At 59.5% G+C, this 15,769-nt stretch carries 12 protein-coding genes and 4 pseudogenes; 6 read left to right on the top strand and 10 right to left on the bottom strand.

Features of this window, described 5'->3' with window-relative positions; translation table 11 throughout:
* Positions 1-99: 99 nt before the first annotated feature.
* The 4 genes and pseudogenes from AU14_RS15670 to AU14_RS15655 all read left to right on the top strand — a co-directional run bounded on the left by AU14_RS15670 (position 100) and on the right by AU14_RS15655 (position 3,808).
* On the top strand, positions 100-1,293 hold the full coding sequence (locus AU14_RS15670; protein WP_236744143.1) for an acyl-CoA dehydrogenase family protein: 1,194 nt from the start codon (positions 100-102) through the stop codon (positions 1,291-1,293).
* Positions 1,294-1,303: 10 nt separating this feature from the next.
* Positions 1,304-2,457, top strand: a pseudogene (locus AU14_RS15665) (acyl-CoA dehydrogenase family protein).
* A gap of 108 nt (positions 2,458-2,565) precedes the next feature.
* Positions 2,566-3,326, top strand: a pseudogene (locus AU14_RS15660) (class II aldolase/adducin family protein).
* Positions 3,327-3,352: 26 nt separating this feature from the next.
* Complete coding sequence (locus AU14_RS15655; RefSeq protein ID WP_041342334.1) at positions 3,353-3,808, top strand: MaoC family dehydratase; 456 nt, start codon at positions 3,353-3,355, stop codon at positions 3,806-3,808.
* A gap of 51 nt (positions 3,809-3,859) precedes the next feature.
* Here AU14_RS15655 and AU14_RS15650 read toward each other — a convergent pair whose 3' ends face one another.
* From AU14_RS15650 to AU14_RS15615, 8 genes and pseudogenes are all read right to left on the bottom strand, one after another.
* Positions 3,860-4,795 carry a ketopantoate reductase family protein gene (locus AU14_RS15650; protein WP_041342331.1) on the bottom strand — a complete coding sequence of 312 codons (936 nt, stop codon included), beginning with the start codon at positions 4,793-4,795 and terminating at the stop codon, positions 3,860-3,862.
* Positions 4,792-6,465: a long-chain fatty acid--CoA ligase gene (locus AU14_RS15645; protein ID WP_041342329.1), complete on the bottom strand. Its 1,674-nt coding sequence runs from the start codon at positions 6,463-6,465 to the stop codon at positions 4,792-4,794. Before AU14_RS15645 ends, AU14_RS15650 begins: the two co-directional genes overlap by 4 nt.
* 23 nt (positions 6,466-6,488) lie before the next feature.
* The gene (gene surE, locus AU14_RS15640) at positions 6,489-7,286 is read right to left on the bottom strand and encodes a 5'/3'-nucleotidase SurE (RefSeq protein WP_041344049.1); all 798 of its coding nucleotides are present in this window, start codon (positions 7,284-7,286) and stop codon (positions 6,489-6,491) included.
* A 32-nt stretch (positions 7,287-7,318) separates the two neighbouring features.
* Positions 7,319-8,382, bottom strand: a pseudogene (locus tag AU14_RS15635) (phosphotransferase).
* A gap of 149 nt (positions 8,383-8,531) precedes the next feature.
* Positions 8,532-9,299, bottom strand: a complete 768-nt coding sequence (locus tag AU14_RS15630) for an SDR family NAD(P)-dependent oxidoreductase (RefSeq protein ID WP_041342326.1) — start codon at positions 9,297-9,299, stop codon at positions 8,532-8,534.
* Between the two features lie 164 nt (positions 9,300-9,463).
* A complete protein-coding gene (locus tag AU14_RS15625; protein ID WP_041342323.1) occupies positions 9,464-10,666 on the bottom strand; it encodes an acyl-CoA dehydrogenase family protein in 1,203 nt (400 codons plus the stop codon).
* A gap of 83 nt (positions 10,667-10,749) precedes the next feature.
* Positions 10,750-11,190, bottom strand: coding sequence for a PaaI family thioesterase (locus AU14_RS15620; protein ID WP_041342320.1), 441 nt, complete (start codon positions 11,188-11,190; stop codon positions 10,750-10,752).
* A complete protein-coding gene (locus AU14_RS15615) occupies positions 11,190-11,984 on the bottom strand; it encodes an SDR family NAD(P)-dependent oxidoreductase (RefSeq protein WP_041342317.1) in 795 nt (264 codons plus the stop codon). The genes AU14_RS15620 and AU14_RS15615 overlap by 1 nt, the downstream gene beginning before the upstream one ends.
* Before the next feature lie 143 nt (positions 11,985-12,127).
* Here AU14_RS15615 and AU14_RS15610 point away from each other — a divergent pair, with 143 nt between their 5' ends.
* Positions 12,128-13,720, top strand: coding sequence for a class I adenylate-forming enzyme family protein (locus tag AU14_RS15610; RefSeq protein WP_041342314.1), 1,593 nt, complete (start codon positions 12,128-12,130; stop codon positions 13,718-13,720).
* 25 nt (positions 13,721-13,745) lie between these two features.
* On the opposite strand, the gene AU14_RS23025 is transcribed toward AU14_RS15610, so the two are convergent.
* Both AU14_RS23025 and AU14_RS23020 read right to left on the bottom strand, forming a co-directional pair.
* Positions 13,746-14,225, bottom strand: a complete 480-nt coding sequence (locus tag AU14_RS23025; RefSeq protein WP_269079067.1) for an enoyl-CoA hydratase/isomerase family protein — start codon at positions 14,223-14,225, stop codon at positions 13,746-13,748.
* On the bottom strand, positions 14,225-14,485 hold the full coding sequence (locus tag AU14_RS23020; protein ID WP_269079066.1) for an enoyl-CoA hydratase-related protein: 261 nt from the start codon (positions 14,483-14,485) through the stop codon (positions 14,225-14,227). Before AU14_RS23020 ends, AU14_RS23025 begins: the two co-directional genes overlap by 1 nt.
* A gap of 162 nt (positions 14,486-14,647) precedes the next feature.
* Here AU14_RS23020 and dctP point away from each other — a divergent pair.
* A pseudogene (gene dctP, locus AU14_RS15600) lies at positions 14,648-15,693 on the top strand (TRAP transporter substrate-binding protein DctP).
* The last annotated feature ends 76 nt before the right edge of the window (positions 15,694-15,769 follow it).

Raw genomic sequence — 15,769 nt, 5'->3', positions numbered from 1 at the left:
TGTTTCATTGACATTGACAGGAGCGCTATTAGTGACGGATCATTAGGTAATTCTGCTATGCGGTATATATTTTCGCTGTGACGCCAAACGAGGTTGCCCATGAACATGAACTACACAGCCGAGGAGCTCGCCTTCCGCGACGAAGTACGCGCGTTCCTGGATGACAAGCTGCCGGCGGACATCGCCGCCAAGGTCAAAGCTTTCCGCCCACTGACCAAGGACGACCACCAGCGCTGGCAAAAGATCCTCAGCGCCCAGCTGGTACGCCAGCCACTGGCCAGAAGAGTACGGCGGCGTTTCCTGGTCACCGGTTCAGAAGCACATCTGGACGAAGAGTCGTCCCGCTACGGCGTTCCCCGCTCAGTGCCATTCGGCGTCAACATGGTCGCCCCGGTTATCATCAAGTTCGGCAATGAAGAGCAGAAGCAGACCTACCTGCCCCGCATCCTCAGTGGCGAAGACTGGTGGTGCCAGGGTTATTCTGAACCCGGCGCCGGTTCCGACCTGGCGTCCCTGAAAACCCGCGCCGTGCGTGACGGTGATCACTACATCGTGAACGGTCAGAAGACCTGGACCACGCTGGGCCAGCACGCCAACATGATCTTCTGCCTGGTTCGCACCAACACCGAAGTGAAAGCACAGGAAGGCATTTCGTTTCTGCTGATCGATATGGATACTCCGGGCATTACCGTGCGCCCGATCATCACTCTGGATGGTGAACACGAGGTGAACGAAGTCTTCTTTGAAGACGTCAAAGTGCCGGTGGAAAACCTGGTGGGTGAGGAAGACAAAGGTTGGACCTACGCCAAATTCCTGCTGACCTACGAGCGCACCGGCTTGGCCGGCATTGGTCTGTCCAAGGCAGCCCTGGCACATCTGAAACAGCTGGCTTCCCGCCGCCTCAAGAACGGCCGGCCACTGATCGAGGACACAACCTTCAGCCAGCGCATCGCCAAGGTGGAGATTGACCTGACCGCTGCCGGCATCAGCAACCTGCGCATCATCGCCTCGGTTGAAGGCGGCGGTGTGCCGGGTGCGGAAAGCTCCATGCTGAAAGTAAAGGGCACCGAAATCCGTCAGTCGATCAACGATCTGGCGCGCCGGGCCATTGGCCCCTATGCCCTCCCGTTCGTTGAGGAAGAGCTGGCCGACGGTTTCGACGGCGAGTATCTCTCGGACGAGCACGCGGCGCCCTTGTCTGCCCACTACTTCAATAACCGCAAGCTCTCGATTTTTGGCGGATCTAATGAGATCCAGAAAAACATCGTGTCAAAAATGATTCTTGGGCTTTAAGGAGGCGACCATGGATTTCCGACTGAATGAAGAGCAGCAGATGCTGCAGGACACCGTGGAGCGCCTGGTTCGCGGTGAGTACAGTTTTGAAAAGCGCCTGGAATTCAGCGAAACCGAAGCCGGTTTCAGCGAAGCATTCTGGGGCCAGCTCAGCGAGCTTGGATTAACCGCGGTGCCGTTTTCCGAGGAGCTCGGTGGCTTTGGCGGCGGTGGGGTTGAAGTCCAGTCCGTGATGACGGAACTGGGCCGAGGCCTGTGCCTCGAGCCGTATCTGCAGTCCATTATCCTCGGTGGCGGACTGATCGCCCAGGCGGGTAACGACAGCCAGAAAGAGCAGTGGCTGGGCGGCATTGCCAGCGGTGAGCTGAAAGCCGCTGTGGCCTTGCAGGAACCCCAGAGCTTCTATGACCTGAACGATGTCGCCACCCGCGCTGAAAAGTCTGGTGACGGCTATGTCCTGAACGGGCGCAAAGCTGTAGTCATCGCCGGCCACTGCGCCGACCTGATCCTGGTTTCCGCCCGCACCTCTGCCCCCACTTCTGGCGACACCCGCGATGCCGACGGCATCAGCCTGTTCGCCCTGAGCCCGGACACTGCCGGTGTTGAGCGTCGCACCTACCCGACCATTGACGGCTCCAAAGGCTGCGACATCACCCTGAACAATGTTCAGGTGGGCGCAGGCGCCCTGCTTGGCGAAGAAGGCAAAGCTGCCGATGTCATCGAATACCAGAGTGGCCGTGCTATTGCGGCCCTGTGTGCCGAGGCAGTAGGGTGATGGAAGTCGCCAACGAGCTGACCCTGGACTACCTTAAACAGCGCAAGCAGTTTGGCGTGCCCATCGGCAAGTTCCAGGTGCTGCAGCATCGCATGGTCGACATGATGTCCGAGCTGGAACAGGCTCGCTCCATGGCGATCCTGGCCGCCAGTGTTGCCGATGTAGAGCAAAGCGACGAGCGTCGGCGAATCCTGAGTGCAGCCAAGAACGTTATTGGACGCAGTGGCCAGTTCATTTCCGAGAACGGCATCCAGTCCCACGGCGGCATTGGCATGACCTGGGAATACAATTTTGCGCACTACGCCAAGCGGTTGATCACCATCAATCATCAGCTGGGCGATGACGACTTCCACCTGGAGCGGTACGCCAACCTGTTACAGGCCGGCTGACACCGTGCATTAGCGAGTCCGGGACCTCCCCCTTCGAGTCTGGGGTCCTGTTCAGGGGGTGTCCGCAAGGTCACCCCCTTTTTTGTTCCGATCCATTGAGGTGAACCAATGACAACAAGCACCGAGCATCCGGATAACAAAGCCCTGCACAAGGCCGAATGCAGGTCCGTACCGAGCTGGCCGCCGCCTATCGTTTAGTGGCTCTGTTTGGCTGGGACGATCTGGTTTTTACCCATCTGTCCGCCCGCGTTCCCGGCCCGGAGCATCATTTCCTGATCAACCCCTACGGCCTGCTGTTCCACGAAATCACCGCGTCGTCGCTGGTGAAAGTGGACCAGGACGGCCAGGTGGTGGCCGCCGGTGGGTTGGGCCGGGTCAATCCCGCTGGATTCACCATTCACAGTGCCGTGCACATGAGCCGGGACGATGCCGGCGCGGTCATGCACCTGCACGCCGCAGACGGTGTCGCGGTGTCCGCTCATCGGGACGGCCTGCTGCCCCTGAGCCAGACCGCCATGCTGTGCCTCGACCACCTCAGCTATCACGATTACGAGGGTGTGGCCCTGAACCTGGACGAGCGCGAACGCCTGATCAGCGATCTGGGTAACAAATCGATGATGCTGCTACGCAATCACGGGGTGCTGACCGCCGGTCAGACCGTGCCGGAAACCTTCACCTACCTGTACTTCCTGATGAAAGCCTGCGAGATCCAGGTCAAAGCCCAGAGCTGCGGGCCCACCTGGATGCCGTCGGAACAGGCAGTACAAACCACCGCCGAGCAATCGCAGAATCTTGGCGCCGCGGCCAAGCTGACCTGGCCGGCCCTGTTGCGCCTGCTGGATAGCAAGAACCCCGGTTACGCAGTGTAAATGATGGAACCAACAAGGAGTATGCCGTGCTGACCCCGACACTCGAAGAATTGAACGACTACAAGGGCAAGGTCATCGGCCACAGCCCCTGGCAGACCATATCCCAGGACATGATCCAGGCCTTCTCCGATGCCACCGGCGATCACCAGTGGATTCATGTTGATGTGGAGCGCGCCCGCCGAGAGAGCCCCTGGGGCAGTCCGGTGGCCCACGGCTTTCTCACCGTGTCGCTTATTCCCAAGCTGAACACCCAGGTGCTGCAGGTCAGCGGCATCAGCGCCAGCATCAACTACGGTCTGAACAAGTTGCGCTTTCCGTCGGCGGTGAAATCCGGCTCGGACATTCGCTCGAGGATGGAACTACTGGACGTGACCCGGGTAGACGACCAGAGATATCTGGCCAGCTACCACACCACGGTGGAGATCAAGGGCGAGGAAAAACCGGCCTGTGTCGCTGAAAGCCTGGTGATGTACGTGCTCTAAAAACAAGACAGGCACTGCCTGGCAGCAGTGCCTGTTAGCAATACCCGGAGCTTAAGCCCGGCCTTCCAGACTAGCCCGCATCTTCAGGGTCACCAGGACCGTGTTCAGGTGCGGCACCGCAATGCCATGGCGTTCCGCCAGGGCCACCACGTTACCAAGTACGGCATCCCGCTCAATGGGCCGGTCGTTCAGATAGTCCAACGCCATGCTGTTCTTGTAGGGCGGCATTTTGCGGGTACCCTCGATGTTCTGCTCGATCAGCGACTCCTCCATAGGGTAGCCTTCGGCTTCAGCCACTGCCATCACTTCCCGGATCATGGCCCGAATCAGTGCCTCACCACCCTCGGTATCGAGAATAGTCCGGGTGTCGGCGCCATTGGCGATCACCGATAGCGGATTGAATGGGGTATTCCACAAGCATTTGCGCCAGCGCTCTCCCACCACCGCCTCGGTCAGGTCCACCTTGATACCGCCCTCAATGAACAGGTCGGACAGGGTTCGGCAATCCTCACTGATACCCTCTGGGTAACTTCCCATCACCAGTTTGCCATAGGCTTTGTGCTCAACCACACCTGGCTCGGTGCGGCTGGCCGCGATGAACGCGAGGCAGCTGATCAGGGGATTATCCGGGTAGGCCTCCGCCAGCTCCCGCTCGATATCCAGACCATTCTCGATCAGCACCAGCCGGGTATTGGGCCCCATCCAGGGGCGTACCAGCTGGGCACGGTCGGTGCCCGGCAACACCTTCACACACAGGATCAGGTAGTCCGGCGGCGATTGCGGACTGTCGCCATCGCGGTAGACCTGATCCGGGCGGTAAGAGAGATCCCCGAGCGGACTGGAAATGCGTATGCCATTTTCTTTCACCGCCTCGTACTCGGAGCGCAGAACGGTGCTGACCGAGCAACCGGCCCGCTTCAGTATGGCTCCGTAAAAGCTGCCAATGGCACCCGCGCCGACGATGAGAATACTGGGTTTATCAGTCATACGGTTTTATTCCTGGCTTCCCACTCTTGTTCCTGCAGCGCGCGCCACATCAACTTGCCGGTGGGCGACTTGGGCAATGCATCCACAAACTCAACGATCGCCGGCACCTTGTAGGCCGCCATCTGTTCCTTGCACCAGCTGGTGATGTCCTCGACCGTGGTAGCGCCCCCGGCCTCCGGAGTAAGCACGATGCAGGCCTTTACGGTTTCGCCGCGCTTGGGGTCGGGCGAGGAGATGATGCACACCTCGTGGATGGCGGGATGGCGGTACATCAGTGCCTCAACCTCGGACGGCCAAACCTTGAACCCGGAAGCGTTGATCATGCGCTTGACCCGATCGACCATGAAGAAATAGCCGTCCTCATCGTAGTAGCCCAGATCGCCGGTGCGGAAGAACTGCTTGCCGTCGATTTCCACAAAGGCCGCCTCGGTTTCCGCCGGCCGGTTCCAGTACCCCTTCGTCACCTGGGGCCCATTCGAAACGATTTCGCCAGTCTCGCCAGGCGCCTTCTCTTCCAGGGTATCGACATCGATGATGCGGCTATCGACATCGAACACCGGAATACCCAGGCACTGGGGCTTAGGATTGGCATTGGGGTTGATGTGGGTGGCCGCCATGGTCTCCGACAGGCCGTAGCCCTCAATGTAATTCAGGCCGGTCAGCTTCTTCAGCTTCTCGGCAACGGCGACCGGCATGGCGGCACCGCCACCACCAATCATATTCAGGCTGGTCAGATCGTACTGACCGATGTCCGGATTGGACAGAAAATCCACTGCCATGGTGACGATGTTGGTCCAGCCGGTAACCTTGTAGCGTTCAATCAATCGGGAAGCGGTGGTGCGGTCCCAACGGGTCATGATGACCGAGGTGGCACCACAGTAGATGGGGCCGTTCATGGAGCCGGTCATGCCGGTCACGTGGAAGAACGGCAGGGTCGCCAGCTGCACACTGTTCTGGGTACTCAGGTTCCAGAACACCCGGTGCACGGCCGTGGCCATCACCGACCGGTGCGTGTGCATGCAGCCCTTGGGCGCGCCAGTGGTTCCAGAGCTGTACGGAATTACCGCCAGGTCATCCGGGCCGGCGGTGTGTTCGGCCGGCACCCGCGCCTCGGCCATGGCGGCTTCCCAGCTCACCAGGCCCGGCACGTCGCCGCACCAGGCCGGAGCGGACACCTCTGCTGGCAGCGTCAGATCAGTATCCGGCTTGATGTAGGTGCTGTAGGAGGCCACCACTACACGCTCCAGATCGGTCTCCGCCAGCAACGGGGTAATAAAGCCCTCCAGCTCCTGACCTGCCAGGCACACGTGGGCACCGGTATCGGCTATGTAATGCTCCAGCTCGGCCGAACGGTTCATCGGGTTAACCGGAATGACCACGGCGTCGGCGCGCAGGATGGCGTAGTAGGAAATCACATACTGAGGCGAGTTCTGCATGTACAACAGCACCCGATCGCCCTTTTGCACGCCCTGGGACTGGAGATAACCGGCCATGGCCTCAACTTCCGTCAACAGGCGACGGTAGGTGATGGGCGCATCGTAGAAGATGATCGCAGTATGGTCAGGGAACCGCCGCGCCGAGATCTCCAGATTGGTGAAGAGGCTGGTCTTCGGCAAGGTCATGGTTTTTGGCAGTTCGTGCGGCCATACCTTGTAGTGGCGTGTGAACATGTTTGCTGTACTCCCAGTGTTAGTCAGTCAGCCGCAGAGGCGGACAAATCGAATTCGTTGCTGCCCCCGGGCAGCGGATCTTCGTGCCGTAAGGGCTGGATGGCGATGGCTTTATCCCGCAGCACCGAAACATCGGCATCCGGCTCGACGATGTGCCGGGAATCGCGATCAAAGCCCAGCCACCAGTACGGAAGGCTGCGAGCATCCTTGCCGGCCAGAAGCCGGGACCTTTGGATAGAGCCGGTAGATTGCCGGCACCATCGGGCCAGTTTGATGTCATCCGCGTCACAGGCCGGGAAGTTCACGTTCCATGCGCGGATTTCAGCGTTCTGCCAGAGCTTGCGGATAACCCGCTCGCCAAATTGCCGGACCGGATCCCACTGGATGCCCTCGCGGGACAGGAACGCCTGGCTCAGGGCAATGGCTGGAATATTCATGTGCAAGGCGCTAAGGACGGCGCCAACAGTGCCGGAGTACTGCACCGAATCGCTGATATTGGCCCCGCAATTAACCCCGGACAGCACCAAGTCCGGCGGCGTCTCCTCAAACCATTTGGCCAGGGAATAGAGCACACAGTCCGCCGGCGTACCGGACACCGCGTAGCGTCGCGTCCCGGTTTCGTAAACCCGCAAGGGATCGTGAATAGAGATGCTCTGGCCGGCGCCACTGCGATCGTGCTCCGGGGCGACAATCCAGACCTCATTGGCCAGCTTGCGGGCGATCGCTTCGAGGATCGCGAGCCCGGGCGCGTTAATGCCGTCGTCGTTGGTAATCAGGATGCGCTCAACGATGGGGCCTTTATCTGCCGTGGCTTCACTCATGGCTGTCTTTTCGCTCATGGCTTTTTGCTCGCTCATGGCTGCACTCCCTCACTGGCAATCTTCCAGCCAACCTGCGCCAATAGGCTGGCGCGCTTGCCCACATCCAGGGCATTGGCGTTGGCGGCATTTCCATCCAGCGCTCGTTTGTAGACTCCCTGCAGGATAGCCGCGAGGCGGAATAGCGAAAACGCCAGGTACACGTGCCAGTCGTCGATGCCATCCCGGCCGCTCTGGTCACAATAGCGTTTGATGGTTTCCTGCTCGGTTGGAATACCCAGCGCTTCCAGATCCTCGCCCAACAGACCACGCATGCCTTCCAGGTCTGAGGCAGATGGTACGGCAGGCAGTAATAGGCCAGGTCCGCCAGCGGATGCCCCAGAGTCGAAAGCTCCCAGTCCAGAATCGCAATTACCTGCGGGCTCTCGGGCGCCAGCATCAGGTTTCCGAACCGATAATCGCCGTGGGCAATGGCGCACTCGTCGGTCGACGGCAAATTCTCAGGCAGCCATTCGATCAGTTTGTCCATTTCGGGCAGGTCGTCGGTTTTGGATGCCAGGTACTGCTTGGTCCAGCGCGCGACCTGGCGGGCAACATAGCCCTCGGGCCGACCAAAATCGCCCAGTCCAACGGCGTTCACATCCACCGAGTGCAGCGCCGCCAGAGTGTCGATGGCCGAATGGTGAGCCGGCATCCGCTCGGCTTTGTCCAGCGCCCGCAGTGCCGAGTGGCTGACGATCCGGCCTTCCATGAAGTCCATGACGTAAAACGGCGTGCCAATAACTTCGCTGTCTTCGCACAACACCCGGGCCTTGGGCACCGGCACTGAGGTGTTGTCGGCAAGGGCGCGGATGACTTTGTACTCGCGCTCCACCATGTGGGCCGATGGCAGGGTCTTACCTGGCGGCTTTTTGCGCAGCACGTAGCGGCCGCTGTCGGTGTCCAGCAGGAACGTGGGGTTGGACTGGCCACCCTGGAACTGTTGGACCTGCAGGCGATTGCCGAATCCTGGGATGGCTTGTTGCAGCCAGGCCAGGAGGTTGGCTTCGTTGAATTTGTGGGCTGGTAGGACGTCTACCAGCTCTGGGTTCGTGCTCATTTTGTTCTTTGCCTTTATTTAGGGGGCAGCGGCCGGCAGGCGGGGGCGCCTTTCTTCTGGGAAAAATAACTCGCTGCGCTCAGACATTTTTTTCCCGGCAGAAAGACACCCCCACCCGCCAGCCTTGGCAAACCATTGACTAAATACCCTCAACAGATTGTTTCGCCGCCGTCGGCTACGATGACTTGGCCGGTTATGTAGGCGCTGGCTTTGGTCGATAAAAAGACTGCTAGGCCGGCGATGTCGACGGGGTCGCCGATTCTTCTTAGCGGTGTTTTGTCTTCGGCGCGTTTTACCCGGACCGGGTCTTCCCAGAGGGCCTTGGCGAAATCGGTTTTGATCAGGCCGGGGGCGATGCTGTTGATGCGAATGCCTTTCGGGCCCCATTCCACGGCCAGGTTGCGGGCCAGGGCTGCTTCGGCAGCCTTGGATACGCCGTAGGTGCCGATGGTGGTGTTGCCGCGAATACCGGCGATGCTGGACAGCAAGACCACCGCGCCCTCACCTTTCTCCGCCATCTGCGGCAGTACCATATTGGTGAGCCAGAAGGTGCCTTTGACGTTGGTGTCCATGATTTTGTCCCAGGCCTCGTCGGTCATCTCGGACGTGGGGCCGTACACGGGATTGGTGGCGGCGTTGCACACCAGCACGTCGATGGTGCCCCAGGCTTCGTTGGTCTTCTCGACCAGGTTCTGGAGGTCTTCCTTCTTGCCAACGTGACAGGGAATGGCGATGGCTTCGTAACCCTGCTCTTTCAGCTCATTCGCGACCTGCTCACAGGCTTCGGCCTTGCGGCTGGAGATCACCACTTTTGCGCCCAGGCGAGCCATTTCTTCGGCAATGGAACGGCCGATTCCCTTAGTGGAACCGGTGACCAGGGCAACCTTGCCAGTCATATCAAAAAGCGGGTTGTTCATTTTCCGATCCTCATGCTCGATGCTTCGGGAACGAACGGGGAGGAAGTTGCCGGGACTGTGAAAAACACGGATGTTTTTCACAAGCCTACAGGGACGTATTCACGGCGTGTCCCGGCAGGTTCCTCCCCGTTCGTTCAGCCACCCGACTGTGCGGGCCGAATGTTTTAGCGGTACTGACGCAGTTCCAACTTGGCCACCGAATCCAGATGAACCTCATCCGGCCCATCCGCCAGCCGCAAAGTGCGAACCTTGGCCCAGGCCGAAGCCAGGAAGGTGTCCTGACTGACACCGGCGCCACCGTGCACTTGGATAGCACGATCGATCACCTTCAGCGCCATGCTCGGGGCGATCACCTTGATCATGGCGATCTCCTGACGGGCCACCTTGTTACCTACGGTGTCCATCATGTGTGCCGCTTTCAGGGTCATCAGTCGCGCCTGCTCAATCTCCATGCGGCTGCGGGCGATGTCCTTGCGGATGGAATCGAAGCTCGACAGCGGTTTACCAAACGCCTCGCGCTCATTGGCGCGCTTGCACATAAGCTCCAGCGCCCGCTCGGCCACACCAATGGTGCGCATGCAGTGGTGAATCCGGCCCGGCCCGAGGCGACCCTGGGCAATTTCGAAACCGCGGCCTTCGCCCAACAGCATGTTACTGGCCGGTACCCGCACGTTGTCGTAATGAATCTCGGCGTGGCCGTGGGGGGCGTGATCGTAACCAAACACCGTCAGCGGCCTGATCATCTTCACGCCCGGGGTGTCCAGCGGCACTAAAATCATTGACTGCTGCTGGTGCTTGGGCGCGTCCGGATCGGTCTTGCCCATGACAATGGCAATCTTGCTAGTAGTGGTCATGGCACCGGAGGACCACCATTTACGACCGTTGATCACATACTCATCGCCCTCGCGACGAATCTCGCAGGCGATATTGGTGGCGTCCGAGGAAGCGACATCCGGTTCAGTCATGGAGAAACAGGAACGGATCTCACCGGCCAGCAGCGGTTTCAGCCACTGCTCCTGCTGCTCTTCATTGCCGTAACGGGCAATGGTTTCCATGTTGCCGGTATCCGGCGCGGAGCAGTTGAACACTTCCGGAGCCATTTCCGAACGGCCCATGATTTCGCACAGGTGGGCGTACTCGAAGTTGGTCAGGCCAGCACCCAGGTCACTTTCCGGCAGGAACAGATTCCACAATCCCTCCGCCTTGGCCTTGCTCTTCAGCTCCTCGATGATCGGCACCGGTGCCCAGCGATTTTCCGCCTGTTCGATCTGCTGGTGATGGACGTGCTCGTTTGGATAGATGTGGGCATCCATGAACTCAGTCAGCTGCGCCTGCAGTGCTTTGACCTTGTCAGACAGTTCAAACATGTCGACTTCCTCTTTAATAAATCTGGCGTTGATTCGGTGAGCACAGTAAGCGCGATCACCGGCTTGTTGTTCTTATTCAGTGGTCAGATCGGCACACCTTCCGGCTTGTCGCTGCCGGAACGAATGCGGAAAGTGCCCTCGGCAATAGCCAGCAGGTTGCCCTGGTCATCGTGGACTTCCCCGGTGCTGTTAAAAATCCGGGTACCACCAGCACGCTTTCGGCCGGTGACGCGAATAACGCCACTCGAGCACTGACCGGTGAAAGTGGTGGTCAGCGACAGGGTGATGGCTTTGCGCATTCGGCCTGGGTAAGGACAGTGCGTACCGGCCTGTGCCATGGCAATGTCCAGTAATGAGGTCAGCACACCGCCGTGAATCACGCCACCCAGATTCAGGTGCCGGGCCTGGAGTTCCAGCTCAATCACCGCCTCGTTTTCTTCCCAGGAGGCCTGGCTATACCCCAGCAGGCTGTGAAAACCGGGCAGATCGGTTCCGTTCATCAGATCAGGTTCCTCGTGACTCATCAGACTTTCATCCCGGGCATATTCAGGGACGCAGTGTTGCCCCCGTCCACCGGCAGTGCCTGTCCGGTGATGTAACTGGCATCGTCGCTGGCAAAGAACAGAATCGCGGCGGCGATTTCCTCGGGGTCGCCGTAGCGGCGCAGTTCACAGCGGGAGCCAAGCTTATGGGCTTTTTCATGGGCGCGGGCGTAATCGAACACTGCCTGGGTCATGCCGGTTTCCACCAGCCCCGGGCAGACCGCATTCACCCGGACATTGTCGTCGCCCAAATCACAGGCCGCAGTCATGGTGAGATTGACCACCCCGGCCTTGGACGCACTGTAGGCATTACCGCCGGCGCCGGAGCGCAACCCTGCCACCGATGCGGTATTCACGATCGAGCCCACCTTCCGGGCCTGCATGTGCGGGGCGGTGTGCTTGATCAGCAACATCGAGCCGATCAGGTTCACCGACAAGACCTGTTCCCACTCCGCGCGCTCGTTCTCTGTAACCGGGGGATGGCTACCCTGGGTGCTGGCAATACCGGCGATGTTGCACAACACATCAACCTGGCCAAAATGCGCCAGGATCTCATCCACCAGGGCCTTCACCTGGGGTTCATCCGACACATCCACCACCCGGCGCAGGCACTCGGCCCCCTCCGGCAGGCGATTTTCGGTATCCAGCAGCCCAGCATCGGACACATCCGCCAGCACCACCCGGGCACCTTCGCGCGCTAAACGCAACGCGGTCGCCCGGCCTATGCCACTGCCGGCACCGGTGACGATGGCAACCCGATTATCGAAACGCGCCATGCCGTTCGCTCCTCAATATTGGCCTGTTGTTGTAATTGTGCTTTTAGCGTTCGCTTTAATTTGTCACGCCTTCCGGTTTTGAGTCAATATATTCGAAAGGTAATTTCACTAGATAAAACACCATAGCACCGGAGTGACCAAAAATGAAAAATAATGTGAGTTCGATGTCGGTCTATGCACCCACCTATCCGGACGAAGTTTTCGACTCGATCGGCCAGCAAATTCAACAGCACGCCCATGAGCGCGGCGACCATCCCGCGTTGATCACCGACCAGACGATCATCAGCTGGCGCACACTGCTCACCCAGGTCAATCAGATTGCCAACCGACTGCGGGCCGAGGGCCTGCAAACCGGCGACTCGGTCGCGGCCCTGTCGGAAAACAGCGCCAACTACGTCGCCTTATACCTGGGCACACTGGTGGCCGGCGGTTGCATGGTGCCGCTATCGGGCATGGCCAGCCCCGAGGCACTGGCATTGATGCTTGCGGACTGCGAGGCCCGCTTCCTGTTTGTATCCTCGAAAAACCGGGACCTGCTGTCGGAGTTCCGGCCTCAGCTGGAGAACCTGTCCGATAACCAGATCCTGGCTCTCGATGAGGAACAGGCAGGCATTGGCCAGTATCTGAATGACTGGCTATCAGGCGCCTCTGAAACAGCTGATCCGGCAGAGGTGACCCTGGACGATGCCTTCAACATTATTTATAGCTCCGGCACCACCGGCACCCCCAAGGGCATCCTGCACGATTACCGGTTCCGCCAACGCCAGATGGCGCGCATGAGCCGGTTCGGGCTGGACGGCGATGCCATTAATCTGGTGTCCACCCCGCTGTACTCCAACACCACGCTGGTGTCGGTGCTGCCCACCCTGTTCTATGGCGGCACCCTGGTGTTGATGCCGAAATTTGACGCCTACCAGTTTCTGGAGCTGGCCGAGCGCCACCGGGTGACCCACGCCATGTTGGTGCCGGTGCAGTACCAGCGCATTCTGGCCGAACCCGACTTCGACCGGTTTGATCTGTCCAGCTTCAAACTCAAGCTGTGCACCAGCGCTCCACTTCGGGCCGAAGTCATTGCCGACGCCATGGCCCGCTGGCCGGGCAACATCCGGGAAGTCTATGGCCTCACCGAGGGTGGCATTTCGACCTGCCTGGATTGCGCCGCCTACCCGGACAAATGGGAGTCGGTCGGGCTACCCACCGAGGGTGCCCAGGTACGGGTCATTGACGACCAGGGCCATGAACTGCCACAGGGGGAGATTGGTGAGATTGTCGGGCGCGCCATTTCCATGATGCGCGGCTACGTGAATCGGCCGGAGCAGACAGCCGAGATGCTGTGGACCAGCCCCGAAGGCGAGGTGTTCTATCGCAGTGGCGACATGGGCCGGATCGATGAGGACGGGTTCATTTATATTCTGGACCGCCGCAAGGACATGATCATCTCTGGTGGTTTCAACATCTATGCCGTGGATCTGGAGCAGGCCTTGCTGGCCCACCCAGCGGTCGCAGATGCGGCGGTGATTGGCATTCCCAGTGACCACTGGGGTGAGACACCGCTGGGGCTGGTGGTTCGCAAGTCAGACCATAACGACAGCGAAGCCAGCATCCTGGAATGGGCTAATGCCAGGCTGGGCAAGTCCCAACGCCTGGCGGCCATTGAAGTGCGGGACGGACTGCCCCGCTCAACCATTGGCAAGATCCTCAAACGGGAACTGCGCGCGCCCTACTGGAGCAAGTGAACGCAGCTCTGGCTGCTCGCCAGGATTAGCGCCGCGACAAGCGGTTTAGCGCGTTCTGGCAGTCCTCGGACCGGAGTCGTTGGGAAAACACCTCCCGCTCCCGTTCGAGCGCCTCTTTAACCTGGTCGCGCCAGGGTGCGCGCATCAGCCGCTTGCTGGCACGCAGGGCGTCCCTGGGTTTGCCAGCAAGCCGAGTCGCCTGAGCCAGCGCTTCATCCAGTGCTGTGCCGTCGTCCACCACTTTACTGGCCAGCCCGCACTCGCGGGCTTCGGCACCCTTCAACACCTCACCCATCAGTAACAGATCTGCAGCCCGGCGCGCGCCCAGGTGCAATGGCATGGTTACCGTAGAGGCGGCTTCAGGTACCAGGCCCAGATCCACGAACGCGGTCTTAAAGGTAGCGCTGCGGCCAGTGATCACCGAATCACAGTGCAGCAGCAAAGTCGTACCGATACCAATGGCCAAGCCCTCTACTGCGGCGATGACAGGGGTATCGCAGTCCATCAGGCTTCAATAAAGGCCAGCCCGGCCGACGGCTTGGGATTAGCATCGGTGGCACGAGCCCGGAAGTCGTCCAGGTCATTGCCGGCGGTAAACACCCCCCCGGCGCCAGAGAGCACGATGGCGCTGACATCTGTATCCTGATTGGCCTTGGTGACTGCCTCAGCAAGGGCGTTGTACATACTCCGAGTCAGTGCGTTTTTTTTCTCCGGGCGGTTAATTACTAGATGAAGTACTCCGCCAGACTGCTGGACATCGATCATTGAACTATCCTGTCTTAAGATTAATCAGTCGTTGTGGCTAAACATCCTATTGCAAAAGACCAATCTTGTGATAGATTCAGAGAACATAAATTCACCATGCAGTCACAAGTTCTGCACAGTGAAACTAAAAACAAAACGAACACAACAATTATGAGGTCTGTCATGAACCTGTTCGCACACGCTCGTAAGAGTCTGACCGTATACGCCTCGGCGTTAACTCTGGGCATCTCAGCTGCGCTGAGCGCGGCACCGGCCGCCGCCCAGGACACTTACACCTGGAAGGTCCAGTCACACTGGCCCGGATCAAGCAGCTCTTACACCGACAGTTTAATGCGTTTGCAGCGGGTTCTGGACGAACGCACAGATGGCCGCCTGCAGCTGAAGCTCTACGAAGCCGGCGCCCTGTTCAAATCCAAAGAAATCTTCAACGCCGTCAGCCGTGGCATTCTGGAGATGGGCACCATCTCGCCGGCTTACGCTCAGGACAAGGTATCCCTGGCGGGCATCGCCTCTGGCCTGCCGTTCGCATTCCGCAACGTCTGGGAAGCGGCCTATTTCCACCAGAACCTGGGCTTTGAGCAGATGCTTCGCGAAGAAGCCGCCGAGCACGGAGTTTACTGGGCGACCGACAAGGTGTACCCGACCGAAATGGTGGTTAAGCAACCGATCACCAACTGGGACGACTTCACCAGCCTGAAGATCCGCTCCTCCGGTGCACTGCAGACCTTCCTGACCGAAGCCGGTGCTGCTGCCTCCTACATTCCTGGCAGCGAACTCTACTCGGCACTGGATTCCGGCATCGTGGACGGCGCGCACTGGGGCGCCTCACAGGGTGCTTTCAGCATGGGTCTTTATGAAGTGGCCAAGTACCACGTTCAGCCAGCCCTGAACATCGCCGGCACCGACGCATCATTGTCAGCCAGAAGGCGCTCGATAAGCTGCCAGAAGATATGCAGAAAATCGTCAAGGATGCGCTGAGCGAGCAGTTCTGGGTTCGCACCAACGAGTACCTGTATAAAGAGCGAATCACTCTGGCCAAGGCCATTGCCGAGCAGGGTGTCGAAGTTAACGTGCTGCCAGACAACGTTCAGGACAAACTGGTGCAGACTGCACAGTCCATGTGGGACGAAGAAGGCAAGCGCAGCGACAATGCTCAGAAAGCCCTGGACATGCTGAAGAGCTATCTCTCGGAGCTTGGCTACCTCTAATCCAGGTTAACCTACAGCTTGCAGGCCGGAGCCAATCGACTCCGGCCTTTTCTTGCGAAATACAGTCACCGTCCTT

It is taken from the genome of Marinobacter similis (assembly GCF_000830985.1).
Classification (GTDB): domain Bacteria; phylum Pseudomonadota; class Gammaproteobacteria; order Pseudomonadales; family Oleiphilaceae; genus Marinobacter; species Marinobacter similis.
Note: the sequence above shows the minus strand (reverse complement) of the source record. Positions and strands in the feature narration are given on the sequence as shown.

Coding starts and splice junctions, on each gene's coding strand:
- AU14_RS15615 (WP_041342317.1), bottom strand. CDS start 11,984: ATGGCGCGTTTCGATAATCGGGTTGCCATCGTCACCGGTGCCGGCAGT.
- AU14_RS15645 (WP_041342329.1), bottom strand. CDS start 6,465: ATGTTCACACGCCACTACAAGGTATGGCCGCACGAACTGCCAAAAACC.
- AU14_RS15670 (WP_236744143.1), top strand. CDS start 100: ATGAACATGAACTACACAGCCGAGGAGCTCGCCTTCCGCGACGAAGTA.
- surE (WP_041344049.1), bottom strand. CDS start 7,286: ATGAGTGAAGCCACGGCAGATAAAGGCCCCATCGTTGAGCGCATCCTG.
- AU14_RS23020 (WP_269079066.1), bottom strand. CDS start 14,485: ATGATCGATGTCCAGCAGTCTGGCGGAGTACTTCATCTAGTAATTAAC.
- AU14_RS23025 (WP_269079067.1), bottom strand. CDS start 14,225: ATGGACTGCGATACCCCTGTCATCGCCGCAGTAGAGGGCTTGGCCATT.
- AU14_RS15620 (WP_041342320.1), bottom strand. CDS start 11,190: ATGAGTCACGAGGAACCTGATCTGATGAACGGAACCGATCTGCCCGGT.
- AU14_RS15610 (WP_041342314.1), top strand. CDS start 12,128: ATGAAAAATAATGTGAGTTCGATGTCGGTCTATGCACCCACCTATCCG.
- AU14_RS15650 (WP_041342331.1), bottom strand. CDS start 4,795: ATGACTGATAAACCCAGTATTCTCATCGTCGGCGCGGGTGCCATTGGC.
- AU14_RS15625 (WP_041342323.1), bottom strand. CDS start 10,666: ATGTTTGAACTGTCTGACAAGGTCAAAGCACTGCAGGCGCAGCTGACT.
- AU14_RS15630 (WP_041342326.1), bottom strand. CDS start 9,299: ATGAACAACCCGCTTTTTGATATGACTGGCAAGGTTGCCCTGGTCACC.